The 21,050-nt window shown below is 44.6% G+C and carries 19 protein-coding genes; all 19 read left to right on the top strand.

What is annotated here, in order from left to right; translation table 11 throughout:
• Nucleotides 1-411: 411 nt before the first annotated feature.
• A complete protein-coding gene (locus SHAL_RS18810; RefSeq protein ID WP_012278700.1) occupies nt 412-867 on the top strand; it encodes a hypothetical protein in 456 nt (151 codons plus the stop codon).
• Between the two features lie 206 nt (nt 868-1,073).
• Complete coding sequence (locus SHAL_RS18805) at nt 1,074-2,552, top strand: bifunctional ADP-dependent NAD(P)H-hydrate dehydratase/NAD(P)H-hydrate epimerase (RefSeq protein ID WP_012278699.1); 1,479 nt, start codon at nt 1,074-1,076, stop codon at nt 2,550-2,552.
• Nucleotides 2,553-2,642: 90 nt separating this feature from the next.
• Nucleotides 2,643-3,110 (top strand): tRNA (adenosine(37)-N6)-threonylcarbamoyltransferase complex ATPase subunit type 1 TsaE, encoded by a 468-nt coding sequence (gene tsaE / locus SHAL_RS18800; RefSeq protein ID WP_041416587.1) that lies wholly within the window; start codon nt 2,643-2,645, stop codon nt 3,108-3,110.
• On the top strand, nt 3,094-4,416 hold the full coding sequence (locus SHAL_RS18795) for an N-acetylmuramoyl-L-alanine amidase (RefSeq protein ID WP_012278697.1): 1,323 nt from the start codon (nt 3,094-3,096) through the stop codon (nt 4,414-4,416). Before tsaE ends, SHAL_RS18795 begins: the two co-directional genes overlap by 17 nt.
• Before the next feature lie 17 nt (nt 4,417-4,433).
• Nucleotides 4,434-6,347 carry a DNA mismatch repair endonuclease MutL gene (mutL, locus tag SHAL_RS18790; RefSeq protein WP_012278696.1) on the top strand — a complete coding sequence of 638 codons (1,914 nt, stop codon included), beginning with the start codon at nt 4,434-4,436 and terminating at the stop codon, nt 6,345-6,347.
• On the top strand, nt 6,337-7,263 hold the full coding sequence (miaA, locus tag SHAL_RS18785) for a tRNA (adenosine(37)-N6)-dimethylallyltransferase MiaA (RefSeq protein WP_012278695.1): 927 nt from the start codon (nt 6,337-6,339) through the stop codon (nt 7,261-7,263). The genes mutL and miaA overlap by 11 nt, the downstream gene beginning before the upstream one ends.
• A gap of 93 nt (nt 7,264-7,356) precedes the next feature.
• Entirely contained in the window at nt 7,357-7,635 is a 279-nt protein-coding gene (gene hfq, locus SHAL_RS18780) for an RNA chaperone Hfq (protein ID WP_012278694.1), read from the top strand.
• A gap of 20 nt (nt 7,636-7,655) precedes the next feature.
• Nucleotides 7,656-8,951 (top strand): ribosome rescue GTPase HflX, encoded by a 1,296-nt coding sequence (gene hflX, locus SHAL_RS18775; RefSeq protein ID WP_012278693.1) that lies wholly within the window; start codon nt 7,656-7,658, stop codon nt 8,949-8,951.
• Between the two features lie 49 nt (nt 8,952-9,000).
• Nucleotides 9,001-10,146, top strand: coding sequence for an FtsH protease activity modulator HflK (hflK, locus tag SHAL_RS18770; protein WP_012278692.1), 1,146 nt, complete (start codon nt 9,001-9,003; stop codon nt 10,144-10,146).
• A 3-nt stretch (nt 10,147-10,149) separates the two neighbouring features.
• Complete coding sequence (gene hflC, locus SHAL_RS18765; protein WP_012278691.1) at nt 10,150-11,028, top strand: protease modulator HflC; 879 nt, start codon at nt 10,150-10,152, stop codon at nt 11,026-11,028.
• A 412-nt stretch (nt 11,029-11,440) separates the two neighbouring features.
• Nucleotides 11,441-12,031, top strand: a complete 591-nt coding sequence (gene petA / locus SHAL_RS18755; protein ID WP_012278690.1) for a ubiquinol-cytochrome c reductase iron-sulfur subunit — start codon at nt 11,441-11,443, stop codon at nt 12,029-12,031.
• The gene (locus tag SHAL_RS18750) at nt 12,031-13,245 is read left to right on the top strand and encodes a cytochrome b (RefSeq protein ID WP_012278689.1); all 1,215 of its coding nucleotides are present in this window, start codon (nt 12,031-12,033) and stop codon (nt 13,243-13,245) included. Before petA ends, SHAL_RS18750 begins: the two co-directional genes overlap by 1 nt.
• Nucleotides 13,245-13,940 (top strand): cytochrome c1, encoded by a 696-nt coding sequence (locus SHAL_RS18745; RefSeq protein ID WP_012278688.1) that lies wholly within the window; start codon nt 13,245-13,247, stop codon nt 13,938-13,940. Before SHAL_RS18750 ends, SHAL_RS18745 begins: the two co-directional genes overlap by 1 nt.
• 109 nt (nt 13,941-14,049) lie before the next feature.
• Nucleotides 14,050-14,679, top strand: coding sequence for a stringent starvation protein SspA (gene sspA / locus SHAL_RS18740; protein WP_012156731.1), 630 nt, complete (start codon nt 14,050-14,052; stop codon nt 14,677-14,679).
• Nucleotides 14,679-15,149, top strand: coding sequence for a ClpXP protease specificity-enhancing factor (locus SHAL_RS18735; RefSeq protein ID WP_012278687.1), 471 nt, complete (start codon nt 14,679-14,681; stop codon nt 15,147-15,149). The genes sspA and SHAL_RS18735 overlap by 1 nt, the downstream gene beginning before the upstream one ends.
• Before the next feature lie 491 nt (nt 15,150-15,640).
• Nucleotides 15,641-17,677, top strand: coding sequence for a TonB-dependent receptor plug domain-containing protein (locus SHAL_RS18730; RefSeq protein ID WP_012278686.1), 2,037 nt, complete (start codon nt 15,641-15,643; stop codon nt 17,675-17,677).
• 9 nt (nt 17,678-17,686) lie between these two features.
• On the top strand, nt 17,687-18,685 hold the full coding sequence (locus SHAL_RS18725; RefSeq protein WP_012278685.1) for an ABC transporter substrate-binding protein: 999 nt from the start codon (nt 17,687-17,689) through the stop codon (nt 18,683-18,685).
• Nucleotides 18,676-19,722, top strand: coding sequence for a FecCD family ABC transporter permease (locus SHAL_RS18720; protein WP_012278684.1), 1,047 nt, complete (start codon nt 18,676-18,678; stop codon nt 19,720-19,722). Before SHAL_RS18725 ends, SHAL_RS18720 begins: the two co-directional genes overlap by 10 nt.
• Complete coding sequence (locus SHAL_RS18715) at nt 19,722-21,032, top strand: ATP-binding cassette domain-containing protein (RefSeq protein WP_012278683.1); 1,311 nt, start codon at nt 19,722-19,724, stop codon at nt 21,030-21,032. The genes SHAL_RS18720 and SHAL_RS18715 overlap by 1 nt, the downstream gene beginning before the upstream one ends.
• Nucleotides 21,033-21,050 lie beyond the last annotated feature (18 nt).

Here is a 21,050-nt window from a genome sequence, read left to right as displayed (position 1 = left end):
ATTCCTGATTAAATCTCAGCTGCAAATATTAATAAAGATCAAAAATGTTTATGTGGTATTAGCTCAGTTGTGCTCGTAGAAAATGTTGATCCCCTTTTTTCCAAGGTATAGACCTATTTGCATAAAGTGCTGGGTTCGAACTCATTCTTGTTTAAATCACTCTCGTTTAAATCAATGGCTCGCTCCAATCTTCCTCGTAGAAATTCCTGAATAAATCTCAAACCCAATCCAAACCACGCACGCCCATTACGTGATCGAGCGCTAGTTTCTTTAATAATGTCTAAACTAAGCGGTTTTGGTTTTTCTAAAGTTTGACAGTGTTCAAATATTGAGTCGACTTTTCATACCATAATTATCAAAGACTAAAATTTAGGCAAGTCACATAGAGTGGCTGATTTAGGAGAGCGATCAATGCGTATTCAACAACTCAGTGAACTTTTAGGTTATGTTGCAACATGCCGCATAGAAATGGCGCAGCTTTATAAGCGTTTACATACTCAAGCTGACTCTTCTCGAGTAAAGTTAATGTTAGAGTATTTTCAACAGCATGAGCGACACACCGCTGAGAAGTTAGAAAACTATATCGATGAAGCGCCTAAGAAAATTATTGATACTTGGTACAAAGATATTGTATTTGAAGATTTTATCGCTAATTGCCACCAGTTAACCTTGCCAGCGAGCATGAGTGAAGACGATGTATTAGAGCTGCATCTTGGTCTGGATAATCGTTTAATAGGCCTGTTAGAAAAAACGGCTAACTCTTCGGCGACTACTGAAACAAAAGGTGCGTTAGAGGATTTAGTGAGAGTGGAAAAAATTCAACAACAACGTCTAGTTCATAGCACTATTCGCATGGATGATATCTAACGGCTTATATCCGCTTAGCAATTATTCGCTTGGCAATCAGGCACCGGAAGGTGCCTTTTTTGATCGAATTTATTTACAACTTGCATAACTATAATTGTGGCAGATCAAACTTAGGTCATCTATTCGCTGTTATCGATTCATTTGCACTTAAGCCAAGGCCTTTAATCTACTAGATTAAATACAACCCATACATTAGGAACTGAAATATGAGTGAGCGAAACTTACAGACAACGCCTTTATTTCTAGCTGAGCAGATTAGAACAGCTGAAATTAATGCTGTTAATATTGGTAACGTGACCTTATATCAATTGGTTGAAAGAGCTGGAGCTGCTGCTTTTCAGTTGATAAGTGAAAGGCAAGCAAATGCAGATGAAATACTCGTTCTCGCGGGCCATGGCAATAACGGAGCCGATGCGTATGTGACGGCGGCCTTGCTATTGGAGGCTGGTTTTGACGTTATCTTGCAAGCAAGCACAGCGACTCGTCCAAGCGAAGAACTAAAACAGGCTATCCAATGCTTCATCAAGTCTGGTGGAGAGATCTGTGAGTTTAGTGAATCACAGATTGAACAGGCTGGGGTTATTGTAGATGGCTTGCTAGGAACTGGAGTTTGCGGAGAGCTAAATGCTGAGCTGGCAAACATTATTAATGCGGTAAATAGAAGTCATGCATGGGTGCTGAGTCTTGATGTTCCGTCTGGGCTTAATCCTGACGCGGGCAACTATACAACCACAGCAATAGAAGCGAATACCACTTTGACTTTTGCTGGTATTAAACAAGGCTTACTTACAGGAAAAGCCCGCCATTGCTGCGGTGAGCTGATCCTTGCTGAGTTAGGGCTCGGTGAGTTTTTAACTGTATCGAGTGCACAGCAGATGAGCTGTCAAACGCTGACTAATGCTTTTTTACCCCGCCGTAGGGATGCTCACAAAGGTGATTGCGGCAAAGTGTCGATAATCGGTGGCGACTACGGTATGGCTGGGGCGGTGCGGCTTGCGGCTGAAGGGTGCCTAAGAAGCGGAGCGGGTTTAGTTACCGTTATTTCAAGGCCTGAGCACCAACTTGTCGTGAGTGTAAGTCGACCAGAGCTGATGTTTTGGGGTTGTGAACTGGTCGACATGGAAGTTTACCTAAAATTAGGTTGGGCCTCAGTATTAGTCATAGGACCAGGGCTTGGGCTCAGTGATTGGGGTTATAACTTACTTAAGGCGGTTGATCTTAGTGATAAGCCCTGCGTGATTGATGCCGATGGTCTCAATCAGCTAAAGACAATGCCGATGACGGGCAAAGACTGGGTGCTGACGCCTCATCCAGGTGAGGCGGCGAGGTTGCTGGATCTGAGTATTACAGAAGTTGAGCAAGATAGGTTTAACGCCGTTAGGCTACTGCAGCAGAAATATGGCGGAGTGATTGTACTCAAAGGCCCTGGAACAATTATCTACAATGGTGACAAGTGTATTGTGGCTCCAGTGGGAAATCCAGGCTTAGCCAGTGGTGGTTGCGGTGATGTGCTTGCTGGTGTGATTGGTGGACTAATGGCGCAGGGGTACACGAGTATGGAAGCGGCTTGTCTAGGAGTTGTGATCCACGGAGATGCAGCTGATTTGGCGGCGAAATCAGGTGAGCGAGGCATGTTAGCTAGCGATTTGATGCCTTATATTCGTCAGTTAGTTAATGAAATCTAGTTTAGAAACCTAGATGATTAGGTTAAAGTACTGCATTCTACGCCCAATTTTATTTAGGACGCTTTTCGATTCAGAATGAATACGCAATCAATGATATTAAATTTAAATGATGAACAAGAAACAGTAGATTTAGGGACAAAGCTTGCAGGTCTTATTACTCCTCCTTTAACTGTTTATTTAAGCGGCGATCTTGGTGCGGGTAAGACGACCTTTAGCCGTGGACTTATTCAAAGTTTAGGGCATCAAGGAGCAGTAAAGAGCCCGACCTATACCTTGGTAGAACCCTATGAGTTAGATGCGTTAGACGTGTATCATTTCGATCTCTATCGTTTATATGATCCTGAAGAATTAGAGTTTATGGGGATCCGTGATTACTTTACCTCGCGCAGCTTATGTATCGTAGAGTGGCCTGATCGCGGCCATGGTTTATTACCCCCTGCTGATATACATATCCATATTAAATATGTTAATACTGGACGACAAGTCGAGTTACAGGCGCTTTCTTCTGAAGGTGAAAAAATATTAGCGGCCCTAAATCATAATGATAATAAACAGTAATATATTTAGACTTTTTTTACTTCTTGTTAGTTTTGGTGCTTCATTTTTTGCGCAGAGTGCGAATAAACTCGACAGCGTAAGAATTTGGGCTGCGCCAGAGTCGACGCGTATCGTATTCGATTTGAGCCAGTCTCCAGATTACAGCTATTTTACGCTGACAAATCCTTATCGCTTAGTCGTCGATTTAAAAAAGTCATCTAATAAAGTGGACTTAAATAAGATTAAAAACAACAGCAAATTGGTCAAAAAGGTGCGTAAGAGTACGCCACCGGAAAAGGGCACTTTGCGTTTAGTTATCGATCTCGTTAAGCCAGTAAAAGCCAATCTATTTGCACTGCCTGCAACAGCCCCATACGGTAATCGTTTGGTAGTTGATTTAGATAGCGGTGGTTCAACAGCTAAAAAACCTCCGGTGAGTAAGCCAAAAAATCAATTACGAGACGTGGTTATTGCGATTGACGCTGGTCATGGTGGTGAGGATCCCGGCTCTATTGGACCGACCGGCATATATGAGAAAAAGTTAGTATTAGAAATATCTAAAAAAGTTGCTCAAAAGATTAATGCGACACCAGGCATGCGAGCGGTTATGACGCGTACTGGTGACTATTTCGTTAACTTAAATAAGCGCTCTGAAATTGCTCGTAACAGTAAAGCTGACCTGCTGATTTCTATCCATGCAGACGCTTTTACCTCGCCTCAGCCTCAAGGTGCCTCGGTATGGGTATTGTCTATGCGCCGTGCCAACAGTGAAATTGGTCGCTGGTTAGAGCAAAAAGAGAAGCATTCTGAACTGCTCGGTGGTGCTGGTGAGATTATACAAAATACTGATAATGAACAGTATCTTGCGATGACTTTATTAGATATGTCGATGGACCGCTCTATGGCGATTAGCCATAACATCGCTGGAGATGTGTTATCTAATCTAGGGCGGGTGACAAAACTACATAAGCATAAGCCTGAATCTGCGAGCTTTGCTGTACTCAAGTCGCCAGACATTCCGTCTATTTTGGTCGAAACAGGGTTTATTTCTAACCCGAGGGAAGAGCGCCTATTATCGCAACGAGATCATCAAAATAATGTCGCCAAAGCCATCCATAAAGGCGTGATGAAGTATTTTGAAGCCAATCCTCCTGTGAATTCAATGTTGGCAAGTAAGAGCAGTGTTGAGCACAAGGTTTGCAGTGGTGAATCGTTATCCGTTATTGCCCATCGTTATCAGATCTCAATAAACAGTTTGAAGAAGGCAAATAACCTTAAATCAAATAGCATTCGAATCGGTCAGAGACTGATTATCCCCAGAGCTTAGGCTGTTAAGAGTAAACCATGGCTATAGAAAAGTTACCGCCTCAATTAGCAAACCAGATCGCTGCGGGCGAAGTGGTTGAGCGTCCTGCATCTGTCATCAAAGAGTTAGTTGAAAATAGTCTTGATGCAGGCGCAACACGAGTCGACATTGAGATAGAAAAAGGCGGTAGTAAGCTTATTCGGATCCGCGATAATGGATCCGGGATCCCGAAGGCGGATCTCTGTTTAGCACTTTCTCGGCACGCAACCTCTAAGCTTAAATCCCTCGACGATTTAGAGGCCATTTTAAGCTTTGGTTTTCGCGGTGAAGCCTTAGCGAGTATTAGCTCTGTTTCTCGTCTTATCTTAACCTCACGCACGGCAGAGCAAGCTGAAGCATGGCAAGCCCATGCAGAGGGAACAGAGATGGCGGTTAAAGTCCTGCCAGCTGCCCATCCGGTTGGCTCAACGGTAGAAGCGGTCGATCTTTTTTTTAATACGCCAGCTAGACGCCGCTTCTTAAAAAGTGACAAGACAGAGTTTACTCATATCGATGAGTGGCTAAAGCGTATTGCTTTGGCGAGACGAGATATCCATTTTACCCTTAAACACAACGGTAAAACGGTTCGAAATTATCGGCCAGCCAATACTGAGAGCCAGTATATCCAGCGTTTAGCTCTAGTTTGTGGTAAAGCATTTGCCGAGACTTGCCTGCGGATTGAATGCCAGCATAATGACTTAAGTTTGAGTGGTTATCTGCAATCACCCAGCTCCGCTAATGGGTACAGTGAAACTCAGTATTTTTATGTCAATGGTCGTTTAGTAAAAGACAGGCTAGTCAACCATGCGGTTCGTCAAGCCTTCGCACAGTATGCAGAAGGTGTCTCACCCGGTTATGTGCTAATGCTGGATCTTGATCCACACCAGGTCGATGTTAACGTGCATCCAGCTAAGCATGAAGTACGTTTCCATCAGAGCCGTTATGTGCATGATTTTATTCTGCAAGCGCTGCAATCTGCGATCTCTCAATCTATGGAACTAGCGCTCAATAATGAGCCAGAAATACAACAATCGCCTGATAGACAAGTGAGTCCGACTCGAGGAGCGGTAACTGCGCCCCTGTATTCTGAAAGTATTGAGCGTAAACCATCGGTTTCTTATGACGTGCGTGATAGTCACTCTGTTACTAATCAAAGGGATTATTCGAGCGGGAGTTCAAGCTACCGAAGTCCGCTGAAACCCTCTGCTCGAAATGGTGATGTTAGTTTACCCTCTCAAAGCAGTATTCGAGCTTATGGTGAACTGCTGAGCACACAAAGCAGTAGCACGCACAGTGATCGTGTTCTAAGTACTCAGCAAAATAATTATGCAGTCCGCTCTCCTGCAGGGAACCAAAATGGATTGGCAGCTTCTAACTCGCATGCGGCGAGTATGCCAGCGGTTATAGCGGGTGAATTTTGGGTGTTGGTTAGGGACGACAAAATATCGCTTTTAAGTATCTCTATGGTGGCAAGGGCAGTGCTAAAAGCTGAGATAGCAGCTAAGTTTTCACAAGGGCTAGTTGGTCAGCCATTATTGATGCCTGTCGCCGTTGCAGTTGATGATGATTGGTTAGCGATTATAGAAAATCGAGAACAGTTACTGCGAAAATTAGGAATTGAACTATCTATTCGTTTGGGGCAGTTGATTATTAAGAAAGTGCCCCCATATCTAAGAAACAGTCAATTAGCTGTTTTGATCCCTGAGTTATTGCAGTGGATTCAATTAGAATTACCAAGTGACGCTGCGGTTGTTAAGTGGCTTGCTGAACAAGGTGCGAACCGGTTTACCTCTGCAGGTGAAGCGTGGTTTGGCCTAAATGCCTTGCCTGATGATGTGCAACGCGAGCTTTATAATTTATCCCAAGATTTACCTTGGGAACAATGGATGAAAGAAAATCAGAGTGACCGATAATAAATCACAAAAAGTTATTACCTTAATGGGCCCTACTGCCTCTGGTAAAACCGCATTAGCGATTGAGCTTGTTAAGCAGTATAACTGTGAAATTATCTCTGTGGATTCAGCATTGATCTACAAAGAGATGGATATCGGCACCGCTAAGCCAGATGCTGCCGAACAAGCAGCCGCTCCCCATCGACTTATTGACATTATTGATCCGGCAAAGAGTTATTCTGCGGCGGACTTTAGACGCGATGCATTGGCTCAGATTGAAGATATTTTGAGTCGTGGAAAGACGCCATTGCTGGTCGGCGGTACCATGATGTACTTCAAGGCTTTGCTAGAGGGGTTGTCACCGCTTCCGGCGGCAGATGAAGTGGTTAGAGCGCAGATAGCTTGCGAAGCACAAGAGTTTGGCTGGCAAGCACTGCACGATCAATTAAGAGAAATAGATCCTGTTTCTGCTGAGCGAATTCATCCCAATGATCCACAGCGGCTCGCTAGAGCGCTGGAAGTCTATCGCATAAGTGGTCAGTCGTTAACTGAGTTAACTAAAACTAAATCTGAAGCATTCCCTTACGAAGCGGTGCAATTTGCGATTGCACCAAGTGACAGAAAGGTGTTACATAGAGCTATAGAAACTCGATTTAAAACCATGTTAACACTAGGGTTTACTGCTGAAGTTGAGCGTTTAAAGGCTCGAGGTGATTTGGATTTAGACCTGCCCTCAATGCGCTGTGTAGGATATAGGCAGTGTTGGCAGTATTTAGATGGTGAAATTGACTATGAAACTATGGTTGAAAAAGCTATTGTTGCTACTAGGCAATTAGCCAAACGTCAATTAACATGGTTACGCGGTTGGCCTGATTTAATATGGCTAGAAAGCGGAGCTGAAGATAATCTTGCGACAGTAATGCGACATAGTCGCTAGCTTATTAGCTGCCGCTGTATAATACTAAAACCAAAGATACAGTTTTATCGTATTAGAATAACTATTAATTTTAATTAAAAAGGAAATTAGAAAATGGCAAAGGGGCAATCTTTACAAGACCCATTTTTGAACGCATTACGTCGTGAACGCGTTCCAGTATCTATTTATCTTGTTAACGGCATTAAGCTTCAGGGGCAAGTTGAGTCTTTCGACCAGTTTGTTATTTTGCTTAAAAATACAGTAAGCCAGATGGTTTACAAGCATGCCATTTCTACCGTGGTACCTTCGCGTCCATTTAACGTGAGCAACCACCAAGCGACAAATGCTCAAGCTGGCTTTAACGCACAGCATGACGATGGCGACGACAAGTAATTTGTTAAGGAGATTGCTTTTTGTTTGATCGTTATGAGGCGGGAGAGAAAGCGGTACTTGTCCATATCGACTTTGCAGATGAGAAAAACCGTGAAGACTTAGATGAGTTGAAGCTTCTAGTTGAATCGGCTGGTGCTCAGTCTATTGGAGTGATCTCTGGAAGTCGCCGCTCACCTGACCGCAAGTTTTTTGTGGGTTCAGGTAAGGCTGAAGAATTAGCTGCGATGGTTGCGGCAACGGATGCCAATGTTGTGATTTTTAATCACGCATTAAGTCCAGCTCAAGAGCGAAATCTTGAGCGGCTGTGTGAGTGCCGAGTGCTCGACAGAACGACTTTGATCTTGGATATTTTTGCTCAAAGAGCGAGGACATTCGAGGGTAAGTTACAGGTGGAGCTAGCGCAATTGCGCCACATGTCAACGCGCCTGATCAGAGGCTGGACGCATCTAGAGCGTCAAAAAGGTGGTATTGGTCTTCGTGGGCCCGGCGAAACTCAATTAGAAACCGATAGGCGTCTATTGAGAGGCCGGATCAGCACGATCAATCGTCGTTTAGCAAAAGTTGATAAGCAGCGAGATCAGAGTCGTAGAGCACGACAACGAAGCGATATGTCAACCGTGTCTTTGGTGGGTTACACCAACGCAGGTAAGTCGACGTTATTTAACGGATTGACGACATCTGATGTGTACGCTGCAGATCAGCTGTTTGCGACGTTGGATCCAACACTGCGTAAGCTAGATTTGCCGGATGGTGCGGTTATTCTTGCCGATACCGTTGGCTTTATTAGGCATTTACCCCATGATTTAGTTGCAGCTTTTAAGGCAACACTGCAAGAAACACGACAGGCAGATCTACTTCTGCATGTTGTCGATAGTGCAGATGAAAAAATGGGTGATAACTTTAAGCAGGTTCAAAACGTGCTTAAAGAGATCGATGCTATAGAGATTCCACAGTTGATCGTATGCAATAAAATCGATCTATTGGATGAGGTAAAACCTCGCATCGACTACGATGATGAGGGGACACCGATTAGAGTCTGGGTTTCTGCTCAGCAGCACAAAGGCTTGGAATTAGTTGAAGAGGCGATAAACCAACTTGTTGGTAAGGCGATTCTGGAGCTAACCTTGCAAATCCCAGCTTCGGCGGGGCATTATCTCGGTCAGTTTTATAAACTGGATGTAATACAGCAGAAAGAGTATGACGATCTGGGGGACTGTATTATTTCTGTTCGCTTGTTGGAGGCCGATTGGCGCCGACTCGTAAAACAGAGCCAAGGTGAAATAGAGACTTTTGTCGTCGACCCTGTCGTCGCATAATTAAGTATTTTAGTAATCTCGTTTATTTCATACACTTATGGAGTACTAAATGGCTTGGAACGAGCCCGGTAACAAGGGTCAAGACCCTTGGGGAAATAAGGGTGGTAATGATAAAGGACCACCAGATCTAGATGAAGTTTTTCGTAATCTTTCGAAGCGCTTCGGCGGCAAAGGCAATGGTTCTGGTGGCAGCGTTAGCGGTGTCAGCTTAGTCATAGTCCTTGTTATTGCCGTTGTTGTATGGGGCCTATCGGGTTTCTATACAATAAAAGAAGCTGAGAAAGGGGTAGAGCTCCGTTTTGGTGCGTATATTGGTGAAGTTGATCCAGGCCTTCAATGGAAAGCCACTTTTATTGATGAAGTGACACCAGTAAACGTACAAACCGTTCGCTCAATTCCAGCTTCAGGAAGCATGCTGACAGCCGACGAGAACGTTGTTCTTGTACAGCTTGATGTTCAGTACCGAGTGAATAACGCTGAAAATTATTTGTATAGCGTAGTTGATGCAGACGCGAGTTTGCGTGAAGCGACAGACAGTGCGCTTCGCTATGTTATCGGCCATAACACTATGGATGATATCTTGACGACTGGTCGAGATAAAATTCGTCGTGATACATGGGATGAGATTGAGCGAATTATCAAGCCTTACAAACTAGGTATTATGGTTGTTGATGTGAACTTCTTGCCTGCACGTCCGCCAGAAGAGGTGAAAGACGCCTTTGATGACGCTATTGCAGCACAAGAGGATGAGCAGCGCTTTATTCGTGAAGCTGAAGCATACTCACGCCAGTTAGAGCCAAAGGTTCGTGGTACTGTGCAGCGTATGGATCAACAAGCAATTGCGTATAAGCAAAAAGTAACCCTAGAAGCACAAGGTAAGGTAGCTCGTTTCAATCAGTTACTACCTGAGTATCAAGCCGCACCAGAAGTGACTCGTGAGCGTATGTATTTTGATACGATGCAAGAGATTATGAGCGGTACAAGTAAAGTACTTATTGATGCTAAGAATAGCGGTAACTTGATGTATCTACCGTTAGACAAGCTGATGCAGAATAGCCAAGCGCATAAGTCTGCAAGTGCTAAGAGTAAACCGGCAACGTCTGTTATGTCAGTTAATAGTACAACTCATACTAACAGCAGTATTCCTCTTGATGGTCGCCCATCTCGAGGTGAACGTTCGTTGGGGAGGAACTAATTGATGGGTAGATTTACAGCGATAATCGTAGCGGTACTTATTGCGATCTCTTTATCTTCACTATTAGTTGTGAATGAAGGCGAGCGTGCCATCGTTTCTCGATTTGGTAAGGTACTAAAAGACGACGGTGTGACGCGTGTTTATGCTCCAGGACTTCATTTGAAGATCCCGATGCTTGATAAAATTAAGTATATGGATTCACGAGTGCAAACTTTGGATGGCGCAGCAGATCGCTTTGTAACGTCAGAGAAAAAAGACTTGATGGTCGATTCATACGTGAAGTGGCGCATTAAAGACTTTGAACGTTATTACCTTTCGACTAACGGTGGTATTAAGGCTAACGCTGAAACCTTGTTACAGCGTAAGATCAATAACGATCTTCGTACCGAGTTTGGTCGCAGAACCATTAAAGAGATTGTTTCTGGTAGCCGTGATGAGCTGCAATCAGATGCGCTTAAAAATGCTGCTGAGAGTGCTAAAGACTTAGGTGTTGAGGTAGTTGATGTGCGAGTTAAGCAGATTAACTTACCAGCAAACGTCAGTACCAGTATTTACCAGCGTATGCGTGCAGAACGTCAAGCTGTGGCTAAAGAGCATCGCGCTCAAGGTCAAGAGCAAGCGGAAATTATCCGTGCGAAGACTGACGCAAGTGTGACTATTCAGACTGCAGAAGCAGAGCGTAAAGCTTTGACTATTCGCGGTGAAGGTGACGCAGAAGCAGCTAAGATTTATGCCGATGCATATACTAAAGATCCTGAGTTCTTTAGCTTTATGCGAAGCTTAGATGCTTATAAAGCAAGTTTCTCTGGTAAGAATGACGTTATGGTGCTTGAGCCTGATAGTGAGTTCTTCAGATATATGAATAGTTCATCTGGAAAGTAGTTATTCTAAAGTTTTATAAAAAAGGTCTAACGCAAGTTAGGCCTTTTTTTATGCCTGTCTGATTTATGTTAGCCACTATTGTTTATTCCTAGCTCTTCAGTAGACTCAGTCCTTATCATCAGTAAAAATCAATAAATAGGTGTAAGTTGCTAATTTAGCAGGAGTTGAATAAGAGCTTTTAGAATGTTCTGCTAACGAAAATGACCATTTTTGTTGGTTGTAATGCATGCTTTTCATACGGAATAGGCATTAAAAGCAACATAGTTAACGAAGTTAAGTGTTTTAACTATGATCTGGCTCAAATTTTTGGCTATAATGGGCTGCTTCTCAAATTCGGATTTGAATTTCGGTTTAAATCTGCTTTGAAAAAGATAATAAAACAAAAATTCCAACACTCTCTGGAGACAAGTGGATGAGCAATGCGCCAGTCGATACCGGACGTCGCAGATTTCTGACCGTAGCCACCGCCGTAGTTGGTGGTGCTGGTGCCGCTGCTGTAGCGGTTCCGTTTATAAAGTCATGGAATCCGAGTGCCAAAGCGAAAGCTGCAGGTGCGCCGGTAGAAGTAAATATTAGTAAAGTAGAGCCAGGTCAACTTATTCGAGTTGAGTGGCGTGGTAAGCCTGTATGGGTTGTTCGTCGTACGCAGGAGATCTTAGATGGTCTACCAACACTCGATGCTCAGCTTCGCGATCCAGACTCTGTTGAACCACAGCAGCCTGCATACGCTCAAAACTCTGGACGTTCAATTAAGGCTGAGTACTTCATAGCCGTTGGCTTATGTACCCATCTAGGTTGTTCTCCAACTTACCTACCAGACACGTTTGGTGAGCAAGTAGAAGGGGTTGCCTCTGGCTTCTTCTGCCCTTGTCACGGTTCTAAGTTTGATATGGCTGGTCGTGTGTTCCAAGGTGTACCAGCACCATTAAACCTAGTTATTCCTCCACATCAATATATTGATGATAGCACCGTAATTATTGGTGTTGATACAGGAGCTGCGTAATGGTTAAGAATATTATTAACTGGATTGATGAACGCATTCCAATGACCGCGACGTACAATCGTCACGTCGGTCAATATGCGACACCAACCAACTTTAACTTCTGGTACTTCTTTGGCTCACTGGCCATGTTAGTACTGGTAAACCAGCTACTTACCGGTATCTGGCTAACAATGAACTACGTACCGACTGCTGAGGGTGCGTTTGCTTCAATTGAATACATCATGCGTGATGTTGAGTACGGTTGGTTGCTGCGATATATGCATTCCACCGGGGCCTCCGCTTTCTTTGTGGTGATCTATCTTCATATGTTCCGTGGTCTTATCTACGGCTCATACCAGAAACCTAGAGAGCTGTTGTGGCTATTCGGTATGCTTATCTTCCTCGTGTTGATGGCAGAGGCCTTTATGGGTTACCTACTGCCTTGGGGACAGATGTCTTACTGGGGTGCACAGGTCATTATCTCATTGTTCGGTGCAATCCCTGTTATTGGTGATGACCTAACATTGTGGATCCGTGGTGACTTTGTTGTGTCGGGTGCGACTCTAAACCGTTTCTTTGCATTGCACGTTATTGCGCTGCCGCTTGTACTTGTGGTTTTAGTATTCCTACACCTAATCGCACTACATGAAGTGGGTTCAAACAACCCAGATGGCATCGAAATTAAGAAGAACAAAGATGAGAATGGCTGGCCAAAAGATGGTATCCCATTCCACCCTTACTACACAGTGAAAGATATCATGGGCGTTGCTGGCTTCTTGATTGTCTTCTGTTATGTATTGTTCTTTATGCCTGAAGGCGGTGGTTACTTCCTTGAAAAGCCAAACTTTGAAGCGGCTAACCCAATGAAGACACCAGAGCATATTGCGCCAGTTTGGTACTTCACACCGTTCTACGCAATCTTGCGTGCTATCCCAGACAAGTTAATGGGTGTTATCGGCATGGGCTTAGCTATTGCAGTACTGTTTGTATTGCCATGGTTAGACCGTTGTAAGGTTAAGTCAATTCGTTACCGCAGCATGATCCACAAGGTGAACATCAGCCAGTTTGCTATTTCGTTCCTAGTATTGGGTTACTTAGGTGCGGTGCCAGCTACGCCTGCACTGACAATTGCTGCACGTATCTTCACTCTAACTTACTTTGGTTTCTTCTTATTCCTATGGGTTTACAGTAAGAATGAAAAGACTAAGCCGGTACCAGAGAGGTTGACACACTAATGAAAAAATTACTGATTGCATTAGTTGCATTGGTGCCAACCTTGGCTATCGCAGCCGGGGGCGGAGCACCTCTAGAGCAAGCTAATATTGACCTGAATGACCAGGAGTCTTTACAGCGTGGCTTGGATCTATTCCAAAATAACTGTGCAGGCTGTCATAGTACTCAGTATCAACGTTATGAGCGTGTCGCAACAGACTTAGGCATTCCGCTTGACGAGATGCGCGCCAAGTACTTACCTGAAGGCGCCAAGATTGGTGAGTTAATGGAGATCGCCATCCCAGATGCTGATGCAGCTAAGTGGTTCGGTGCTTCACCTCCTGACTTAACTTTGGTTGCCCGAGTACGTGGTGAAGATTGGATTTACTCATACCTTAAGGGTTTCTATAAAGATGAAAGCCGTCCTTTTGGTGTGAACAATACTATTTTCCCATTGGTAGGTATGCCGCATGTACTTGAAGGCCTACAAGGTCTTCCTGTTAAACAAGAAGATGGAACGTTAGTTGCTACTGGCGGTGCGCTATCAGCTGAAGAGTATGATCAAGTGGTAAAAGATATCACTGGATACTTGGTTTACTCTGGCGATCCTATCAAGCTTGAGCGTGAACGCTTAGGTTGGTGGGTGATGGGCTTCCTATTTATTTTCTTTGTTGTGGCCTACCTCTTAAAGAAAGAGTACTGGAAAGATGTACACTAACCCCAAATAAAGGTTAGAATGTATTATCCGCAAATTGTAAACGGGGAGCCTTGCTCCTCGTTTATGTTTGCATTTTTTGCTTTTTATTTGTGAATCCCGGAGGGTATCAATGGCTGTTGCTGCCAACAAACGCTCAATCATGACCCTGTATTCAGGTGCAGACGACCTTTATAGCCATCAAGTACGTATCGTGCTTGCTGAGAAAGGTGTAACCGTTGATGTTCTACAGGTTGATCCTAATGAGATCCCTGAAGACTTGATCGAGCTTAACCCGTACAACACAGTGCCAACTTTGGTAGACAGAGAGCTAGTGCTTTATAACTCTCGAATCATTATGGAATACCTAGATGAGCGTTTCCCTCATCCTCCACTAATGCCTGTTTATCCGGTTTCACGTGGTCAAACTCGTCTTTGGATGCACCGCATTGAAGAAGACTGGTATGCGCTTGTTGAGCGTATCAGAAAGGGTGACCGTGCTGATGCTGCTCGTAAAGAGCTACAAGAAGGCCTAACTGCTATTGCACCAATTTTTGGTGAAGTGCCTTACTTCATGAGTGAAGAATTTGGTCTAGCAGATTGCTACCTTGGCCCATTATTGTGGCGTTTACCTGTACTAGGTATTGAGCTTGATAGCCGTACAGCTAAAGATATCAAAGCTTACATGACACGTCTTTTTGATCGTGAATCATTTAAGGCTTCTTTAACTGAGACTGAGCGCGAAATGCGCATGGGTATCTAATGAAAGAGCTAACCCCGAATCGTCCATATTTATTAAGGGCTTATTATGACTGGTTGATGGATAACCAGCTAACGCCCCATGTTGTTGTCGACGCTTACGTGCCAGGCACTCAAGTACCACAACAATATGTTAAAGATGGCCAGATTGTACTTAATATTACCGAGAGTGCTGTAGGTGGACTACAGATCACTAATGAGTTTATTGAGTTCAGTGCGCGTTTTGGCGGTGTTCCTCAGCAAGTACTTTTGCCTATGGCTTCTATCGTCGCTATCTATGCCCGTGAAAATGGTGCAGGTACGGTTTTTGAACTTGAAGAAGCGTATCAGTTAGATGATGAGAACGAAGAGGAATCAGGGCTTTCAGTAGTACTGAAAGAACCTGAACCTGTAGTTGAAACTAGCGAACCAGAACCCGACAACGTTGAGGCTAAAGAGTCAAAACGACGCGGTCATTTAACCTTGGTTAAGTAAGTTTTAGTTTTATGAAAGCCAGTCTTTAGACTGGCTTTTTTGTGCCTGATTTTTATTAATTCTATTCGCTATAAAGTCGTTATCAATAGTCAATCGTGCGTCACAGTTCAATATACGTGGTTATTTTCCTCCTATCTCTACCTCCTAGAACATCTCCACAAAACTAACCGCTAACGAAGCTGTAAAAAAATCAAGTTTAGCAATTGCTGCATTAGCTTGTTAAAACAAGATGTTGCGGATTTATTTCAACCCGAGTAGACATATTATCTCGCCAACTTGTCCTGTTGCGACTATTTGTCCTTTGTGACTTGTAATTATATGGTGTTGTGTCGTTATTGGTTTTTTATTGAGTGATTGGTGTCTAGAGTTGAGTTTTGTAAATACTTATATCGTAAGATTAAGAATAAGATATGCGCGAATTTTCGGTGAAGCAGGTTCTTTATTGGTGTTAAAGGCTTGTGATCCCTACAACGAGCAGTTCGGAGTCTTCGGTGATCAAAACAAGAAATACTAAAATCGCAGTCATCATCAGTAGTTTGTTGGCATGCCAATACGCAGTGGCCAGTGATACAAATGACGTGTTCTCTCTCGGTGAGATTGTTGTTTCAGAGGAAACAGGCGTTAGAGATATCGCAATCAATAACACCATGACCGCAGAGCAAATTGAGCTGATAGGCGCAAAAACGGTCGCCGATGCACTCGACTATATACCTGGCGTACATGTAGCTCAATCAAGTAAGGGCGAGAAGTTTCTGACTATTCAGGGTTTTGAGCAAGATAAGGTGCTTATTTTGCTTGATGGTGTGCCTTACTATGAAACTAACTATGGTCAGTTAGACCTTAACCAAATACCTGCCAACATCATTGCAAAAATTGATGTGGTTAAAGGTGCGTCATCAGTGCTTTATGGTCCAAATGGTATGGGCGGTGTAGTCAACATCATCACCAAGAAAGGCCAAGAGGGGGTTAGTGGTGATCTACAAGCGTCTTTTGGTCAGATGGGTCAAAATTACCAGTCGGGTACACTTAGCTTAGGTAAGAACGGCTTTAGTCTATTTGCATCTGTCGATCACCGTGGCCGTGATGCGATGCGGATGTCTAATGACTTCGAACCAGTACTGTCCGATGTGAGAGACAAGTATGGCGACTTACCAAAGCAGATGATCGTTGAAGATGGTGGTAAACGTGAAAACTCGGCTTACGAGTCGACTAATATCTGGGTTCGTGGTGGTTACGCTAACGAAAATACCGAACTATTTGCCAGTGTATTTAGCTTAGACTCAGATCGTGAATTGCCCTATAACACCCGTAACAACAAGGTATTTAGTGACTTTAGTAGCTTTGCCGATATCTCCGAATATAAAGATACGGGGATGGATTTAAGTGGTTTACACCGCGTTAATGATTGGCTCACTGTTCGTGCATTAGGCTACTACCATATGCATAACGATAGTTATGACTCCTATAGCAATCCAGAAAAAGACGTCAAATTAGCGACCAGTAGCTTCAGTGACTACACAGCAGGTGGCGCCTTGTTTACCGATATGGTGTTAGCCGATTGGAACAGTTTAAGCCTGTCTGTAAACTTCAAGAATGATGTTCATAAGAAGAAAAATGTCGCATATATAGACACTGACCGTTCCCATGCTTATGAGCGCTCTCAACTCGATACCATTAGTTTGGCTGCTGAAGATACCATGACATTTGGTGCGCTAAATGTGGTTGCAGGTATCGCATGGCATAAACAAACGGTTGTTGAAGATCGTGACTACGATGCTGCATCGGGTGAGGATGGTTCAGATACTTTAGATCCTATGTTAGGTATGAGCTACACCTTAGATAATGCAGGTTTAATCTACGGTTCTATTGCGCAAAAAACTCGTTTCGCAACCTTTACCGAAATGTATGACGATACGGGAGCACGTCACGACATTAAACCGGAGCGTAATACGAGCTATACCTTAGGTTGGAAGAACGATTTTAGCCATCAGTTATTAAACAGTATCGATATCGGTCTGTTTTACCATGATGTCAGCGATAAGATTGTCTCTACCTATATGCCTGATCCAACTGATCCAGATTGGGATCTAGAAGTTTATCAAAACGTGGGAAGCTCAGAGTTTTACGGCATCGAGATTAGTACCCAAAGTCAGCTGAGTGAAAATATCAGTTTATCTCTAGATTACACTTACACGCATGCTCGCAATACCACTGATGATCGTGATTCTGACTACTTCCGTGATATTCCAAAGGACACCGTGACTGCGATTGTTAACTGGTATCAACCTTGGCTAGATATCGACAGTAATCTGCGCGTTCGTTACCGCACAGATATTCTGATTGATGATCGCTCTGATGAGTGGGAGTCTGAGACCTTAACGATTGATATGGGGATTAATAAGTCGATTACACCGCAGCTCTCTGCTTACGTTAATCTTAATAACCTACTCGATGAGTCACACTACGAAGGATACGGTCAGCCAAATGAAGGCCGCTCTTATGAAGTTGGCGTAAAGTACCGCTTCTAAGGATTAGGAATGTTTAACAGACTATTTAGTGCTGTTGTCATTCTCCTTAGTGGTCTTTCAAGTGTATCGGCAGCGCCGATACACTTGGTCGATCAGCAAGGCCGCGAGGTGGTGCTACAAAAGCCTGCCACGCGGATTGTGACGACCTTCACCCCAGCAAACCTGTTCTCCCTGAGTCTTGGGCTTGCGGATCACTTGGTTGGCATCGGTGGCAGCACCAAACACTCACCGTTCATCAATCAACTTCTCGCGCACCGCGATCCCTTGGTGATCGGCAGCCGCTCGGCCGGTACCAGTTTAGAAACCATTGTAGCGCTTAAACCTGACTTGGTCTTAGTGTTTGGTAAGAAAGACGGATATCGACTCGCTGACCGCTTAACCTCATTAGGTATTGCTAGCTTAGTGATTCAACCGGAAACCTTTGAAGATGCTCAGGCTGTTCTCGAGTTACTCGCTAAGGCGACAGGGACTCAAGATAAAGCGGCCAAGATAGCAGCTGAAAACCAGCGCTTGGCAGATATCATTCGTAGCGGGCTTGCAGGTTTGACCGATGAGCATCGCCTACGGGCTTATTATGCTAACAGTTCCGATCTCTACCGCACCGCGAGTGAGCAGATGTTTCAGCATCAGTTGATGGCAGTTTCTGGCATCGATAATGTCGCAATGGGGGTGCCAGGCTTTTACCCTAAAGTGAATGCAGAGCAGCTATTGTTATGGCAGCCACAACTGCTGGTGCGTGAGTCTAATGATTCGACCAAAGTGGACGAGCAGTTAGCTAAATCTCTAATGACCCAGCTAGCTAAATTGCCACAAATCAAGATCCCAAAGGGAAGTTTTTGGGATATGCCGTCACCGATGGCGATGGCGGGGGCGCTCTATATTGCCGTGAATGCTTACCCTGAGCGATTTAACAATATCGATCTGGACGCTGAAATTGCGCACTACTACCGAGTCGCTTTCGGTGATGCTTGTCTATCGCCTCTGCATGAGATGAGCAAATGTCAGTAGTAAAAGGCTTTTCCTTACAGCCGATCCAATGGACTGGAATTGCCATTGTCATTGCCCTGATAGGTCTTTGTGCCGGGCGCTTCTCGATTGATCCAATTGATCTGTTTAGTGCGATTCAAAAGCTGCCATCTGTGCTCAGTAGTCTGATAATGACCGGACAGGTTCCCGATGATCTGACTCAAGAAGAACGGGTTATCTTACTTATTCGTTTCCCGCGCTTACTCACCGCGCTGATTGTCGGTGCTGGGCTTGCTGTTTCTGGTGCTGTGTATCAGGGGGTATTTCGTAACCCACTTGTCTCTCCTGATATTCTAGGGGTGGCGTCTGGCTGTATGTTCGGTGCTGCAATGGGGTTGATTTTACCCGGTAGCAGCTGGCTTATGGTGCAGCTGCTAGCATTTGTCTGTGGTTTATCTGCAGCTTGTGCCGCCATGTTTATGGCTAAACGCTTTGGCAGTAATAGTCTGTTGTTGATGATTATGACTGGGATTATTGTCGGCTCAATATTTGGCGCAGGTTTGACCATGTTAAAAGCGCTGGCCGATCCTTATGGCGAGCTGCCTGCTATCGTATTTTGGTTAATGGGCTCTCTCTCTGTTAGCAGCTGGAGTACGGTTGCTCAGCTGATTATTCCAGTGGCTCTTGGTTATGGGCTTATTCACACTTTACGCTACCGTCTCAACGTGTTGTGTTTAGGCGATCATCAAAGCCGCAGTTTAGGGGTTGAACCTGCGAGGCTGCGCTTGGTGCTAATCGTTATCAGCTCCTTTATCGTCGCCTCATGCGTCGCAACGGTAGGGCAGGTGGCATGGATTGGCTTAGTGGTGCCGCACATGGTACGTACCTTCACTGGTGCTAACAATATGCGCTTAATTCCTATTTCCACCGCAGTGGGAGCCATGTTTTTACTGTTAGCCGATAGCGTGGCTCGCGCGAGCTTTAGCATGGAGATCCCTATTGGCATCGTGACCTCATTGGTTGGCGCTCCACTGTTTGCTTTCCTGCTATTTCGTTTCCGTCAGGGAGGGGCTTACTAATGCTGGCAGTTAATAATATTAGTTACTCAGTCGGTGAAAAATGCTTGCTAGAGGATGTCAGCTTTGAGTTAGCCTCTGGCGAATTCTTAGCTATTTTAGGTGCCAATGGTGCGGGTAAAACCACATTGATAAACTGTTTATGTGGTTTGAACCAGCCTAGCGAAGGTGCGGTACACCTCAACTCGCGTGCTTTAGATAAGATGAGCCGCGCCGAAATTGCGCAACAGATGGCACTGGTGCCTCAGCAGCAAGAAACCGCTTTTGCCTTTACTGCGCTAGAGATGGTGGTGATGGGGCGAACGCCTTTTCTATCAACTTTTGAGTCCCCCTCTGAGCAAGATATTAATGATGCTAAAAGAGTGATGCAGCTTCTTGATGTAGGGGGGCTCGCGAAGGCGGATTATAACCGCTTATCTGGCGGTGAGCGCCAACTGGTGTTACTGGCCAGAGCCCTATTTCAGAGTGAGCAGTTACTGCTGCTTGATGAGCCCACTAATCACCTCGATTATCGTAATAAATTTCAAATTTTATCTCAGGTTAAGCGCAGTTGTATTGAGTCCAATACGGCTGTTATCGCCATCTTGCACGATCCAAATTTAGCCCAGTTGTATGCCGACAAGGTGCTGCTATTGGAGCATGGCAAGGTATTGGATTATGGCGAGCGAGCAGCGGTTATGACCAGCAAGAACATCAGTCGTCTTTATGGCTTGGCAACCGCCAGTTATCAGGTGGCTGAGCAGGAGTTTTTTATGCCACAAAATGTATTGGGATTAAGCCAGAGTAACGTGCTCATCATTACCGGAGAGAGCGGCAGTGGCAAAACGACAGCCTTAGCCACTTTTATCGAGCAGTGCCAGCAGAATCAAATTCAGCTTAAGGGGATGCTTTGTCCCGGGGTGATGAAGGATGGACGGCGTTTTAGTAGCGACATCGTTGATATTGCCACCGGCGAACGTTGTCTTTTTGGCCATCGTACTGGTGTGCTCGATAAGAAAACCGGGACCCGCTTCACCTTTACCCAAGAGGGGATAACGCTCGGCAAGCAGGCGCTCGATCATAACCATTTCCATCAAGATGATATCTGTATCGTGGATGAGATTGGGCCTATGGAGTTAGGTGGCCAAGGTTTTGGCAAGCAGATAGCACCGCTGCTCGCAGTGACTAATAGTCGGCATATCTGGGTTGTACGCCCAAGTTTAATTGAGCAGGTGTGCCGCCACTGGTCGTTACACAAGCCAGAGATTGTTGATGTGGAAGACCTCAGCTTGCCACAGAAACTAATGCAGTTTGTTAGCGCCAAGGGGGAATGAATGAGTAAGAATTTAGGT

The organism is Shewanella halifaxensis HAW-EB4 (assembly GCF_000019185.1).
GTDB classification, from domain to species: domain Bacteria; phylum Pseudomonadota; class Gammaproteobacteria; order Enterobacterales; family Shewanellaceae; genus Shewanella; species Shewanella halifaxensis.
This window is presented reverse-complemented; position numbering and strand designations above follow the sequence as displayed.